Below are 3,912 nucleotides of genomic sequence, written 5' to 3'. Positions count from 1 at the left end.
AGATCGGGCGAGACCTGATCGGTGCTCATCAACTCGATCACGAATTTCGCCCCCATGGTGCCGACGATCGCGGTGAACAGCGCCCCGCCGAACAGCCCGAACAGGATGACGCCCTTCTGCCAGTCCGGATTGAGCCGCTTGATCAGCACATCGACGCCGACATGGATGCCGGTGCGCACGCCGTAGGCGGCGCCGAACTTCGCCATCCAGATGAACATGTAGATGCACAACTCCTGCGCCCAGGAGATGTGGATGCCGATCAGATAGGGATACAGAAACTTCACGCCGGTGCCGAACCGGTGCACGACGGAAACGAATATCAGGATCGTCGCGGCCGCCATCAGCGAACTGATCAGAATTTCCTCGAGCCGATCAAGGATACGAAGCAGCACCAATGTCCCCCTTAGAACCTGGCCGGAAAATGCGGCCAGCAGAACGCGTCATTTGTGTCTGATCTCGTCATGCCCGGGCTTGTCCCGGGCATCCACGTCTTATTGGCGCTGCAATAAGAAGGGCGTGGATGGCCGGGACATCTGCGCGAAGACGCGCTTCGCGCTTTTGCCCGGCCATGACGGGTGAGAGAATGTTTGTTCACCGCCAACAGCTCGAAAGAAAGCTCGCCGGCATTTTTCGTTAGTGGCTGACCCCACCGGTTTCCTTGACGAACTCATCGATCAGGGGCTGGCCGACCCGGTTGGCGACATCCTTGTAGACCAGCGCGTCGTCGTTTTCCTTGGCCGACTGATTGTTGCCGAACTCGGTGGCTTCCTTCATCGCCTTTTCGAGCTGGCCGCGAATATCGGCGGGAAGGCCGTCCCAGAACTTCTTGTTCACGACCACGACATAGCCGATATAGCCATGGTTGGTCATGGTCATGTACTTCTGCACCTCATGCATCTTCTGGGTGTAGATGTTGGAGGTGGTGTTCTCCTGGCCGTCGACCACGCCGGTCTGCAGCGCCTGATAGACCTCGCCGAACGCCATCACCTGCGGGATCGCGCCAAGCGCGCGGAACTCCGCCTCGAGAACCTTCGACGACTGGACGCGGAATTTCAAACCCTGGTAATCCTCCGGCGTGATCAGTTTCTTGTTGGCGGACATTTGCTTGAAGCCGTTGTCCCAATAAGCCAGACCGGTCATGCCCTTTGGCTCGAGCTTTTTCAAAAGCTTGGCGCCCAGCGGACCATCGGTCACTTTGCGCAAGGTGGCGAGATCCGGCAGGATATAGGGAAGATCGAACACCTCGAACTCGCGCACGCCGATCGGGCCGAATTTGGAGTTCGAGGGCGCCAGCATCTGGACCGCGCCGAGCTGCAGCGCCTCCAGTTCTTCCTTGTCCTTGTAGAGCGTCGAATTCGGGTAGATTTCGACCTTGACCTTGCCCTCGGTGTATTTCTCGGCGAGTTCCCTGAACTTTTCGGCGGCCGCACCTTTCGGCGTGTTCGCAGCCACGACATGGCTGAACTTGATGACGATCGGCGACTGCGCCGATGCCGGTCCGGCTACAGTCAAGGCCGCGACCGACGCAGCAGCCAAAATCAACCTACGCATATCTTCTCCCCGCATGCTTTTGGCGGAATGCGCACGAACGGCGCTGCTCCGCAAGCCTTGGTATACCAGCCGCATCAATACAGAGAAGCCCGCCGAAACGCCATTGCCCGTTAGCAGGGGTTTTGTGGAAGTATTGCTGCAACGCAAAAACGCGGCGCGGGAACGCCGCGTTTTTGGTAACGGATGCCGATCCCTGCATCTTTTTGCAGCAATCAGCTCGCCGCCGCCGCCGGGATGTCGCGCTGGCGCTTCATCACGATTTTGTTGAGCGCGCCGAGATAGGCCTTGGCCGAGGCCACCAGCGTATCCGGATCGGAGGCCTTCGATGTCATCGACCGGCCTTCATGGGCCAGCCGCACCGATACCTCGGCCTGGGCGTCGGTGCCCTCGGTGACGGCGTGGACCTGATAGAGCTCGAGCTTGGCCTCATGCGGCACCAGCAATTTGATGCAGTTGAACACCGCATCGACCGGGCCGTTGCCTTCGGCCTCCTCGATCGAGATCTTGCCGTCGATATTGAGCTTCATGGTGGCGCGCTGCGGACCGTGGGTGCCCGCGATCACCGTCAGCGAGGCCAGCTTGATGCGGTCATGGGAGGCGGCGATCTCCTGGTCGACCAGCGCCTCGATGTCCTCGTCATAGATGTCCTTCTTGCGGTCGGCCAGCGCCTTCATCCGCACGAACGCGTCTTCGAGCTGGTTGGCGCCGAGCTTGTAGCCCATCTCCTCCAGCTTGTGCACGAAGGCATGACGGCCCGAATGCTTGCCCAGCACCAGCGACGACTGCTTGAGGCCGATCATTTCCGGCCGCATGATCTCATAGGTCGAGGCATCCTTGAGGACGCCGTCCTGATGGATACCGCTTTCATGGGCGAAGGCGTTGCGGCCGACGATCGCCTTGTTGTACTGCACCGGAAACGACGTCGCCGCCGAGACCAGCTTGGAGGCCCGCGTCAGCATCGTGGTGTCGATCTTGTTCCAGTACGGAAAGCGGTCGTTGCGCACATTGATCGCCATCACGACTTCCTCGAGCGCGGCATTGCCTGCCCGCTCGCCGATGCCGTTCACAGTACATTCGATCTGGCGCGCGCCGCCGGCCAGACCCGCCAGCGAATTCGCCACCGCCATACCGAGATCGTTATGGCAATGCACGGAGAATACCGCCTTGTCGGAATTCGGCACCCGTTCGATCAGGGTGCGCATGAAGTGGGTGTATTCTTCCGGCACCGTATAACCAACGGTGTCGGGAATATTCACGGTGGTGGCGCCGGCCTTGATCACGGCCTCGACCACCCGGCACAGGAACTCCATTTCGCTGCGGGTGCCGTCCTCGGCCGACCATTCGACGTCGTCGATCTGGTTGCGGGCGCGGGCGACGTTGGCGATCGAGGTCTCGATCACCTGCTCCGGCGTCATGTTGAGCTTGACGCGCATGTGCAACGGCGAGGTCGCGATCACGGTGTGGACGCGGCCGCGTTTGGCGAACTTCACGGCTTCCGCGCAGCGGTCGATGTCCTTGGGATGGGCCCGCGCCAATCCGGCGATCACGGCATTCTTGGAGCGCCGGGCGATCTCGCTGACCGCCTGAAAATCGCCTTCGGAGGTGATGGGAAAGCCGGCCACGATGACATCGACGCCCATGTCGTCGAGCATCTCGGCGACCTCGAGCTTCTCCTCGAAACTCATGGTGGCGCCGGGGCATTGCTCGCCGTCACGCAGGGTGGTGTCGAATATAACGACGCGGTCCTTGTCGGACTTGTTGGCGGTGGTCATTGCGAAAATTCCTTTGGCAGTGCGCTATCTCTGAGCGCTGAAGGGGTCTGGTGATCTCGCGCAACCCCTGAGTGCCCAGGCGCAAACCGCCCAGACGGCCCTCAGGGGCCGATAAGAAGCAGAAGCCCGCTAATCAGCAGGGTGGGCAGGGACGCAGCCGGAATCGCCTGGGAACGAACGGCCGTGGCCGCTCCCCCCTGAACTCCATACATTTGGCTGCGAATCAGCATTGCCAGACCCTTTAAAGCCCTATCCTGGGGCAAAACCGTTGACGGTTGGTTGCCGGAAATGGGCTTTCCCGACCGTTCTAAACGAGAAATGCGGCAAACCGCAATGCCAAAAGATAGTCAGGCGGGTTGACCCTTCCACCCTCCGCTGGAGGACTCACTTACCCTCCCCTGTGGAGTGGGAGGGTCGGATCACATGAGCGCAGCGAAATGTGATCCGGGGTGGGGTGACGGTCTCTCAACTTGGACACCATTCGAATGGAGAGACTGTCACCCCACCCCGGCTCTCATCGTGCTTCGCACGAATGCGAGCCGACCCTCCCCCTCCAGGGGAGGGTAAAAATTTGCGAGCTCACATTCCA

3 protein-coding genes are annotated in these 3,912 nt (G+C 60.6%); all 3 read right to left on the bottom strand.

The features are described from left to right. Positions 1–392, bottom strand: a 392-nt coding sequence (locus tag ABR948_RS29250) for a TRAP transporter small permease (RefSeq protein ID WP_428124756.1), incomplete at its 3' end; no start/stop codon positions are given. A gap of 241 nt (positions 393–633) precedes the next feature. Next, entirely contained in the window at positions 634–1,551 is a 918-nt protein-coding gene (locus tag ABR948_RS29245; protein ID WP_428124754.1) for a DctP family TRAP transporter solute-binding subunit, read from the bottom strand. A 212-nt stretch (positions 1,552–1,763) separates the two neighbouring features. Beyond that, entirely contained in the window at positions 1,764–3,323 is a 1,560-nt protein-coding gene (locus ABR948_RS29240) for a 2-isopropylmalate synthase (RefSeq protein ID WP_428124752.1), read from the bottom strand. Positions 3,324–3,912: the final 589 nt, after the last annotated feature.

The organism is Bradyrhizobium sp., from assembly GCF_050014615.1.
Classification (GTDB): Bacteria; Pseudomonadota; Alphaproteobacteria; order Rhizobiales; family Xanthobacteraceae; genus Bradyrhizobium.
Note: the sequence above shows the minus strand (reverse complement) of the source record. Positions and strands in the feature narration are given on the sequence as shown.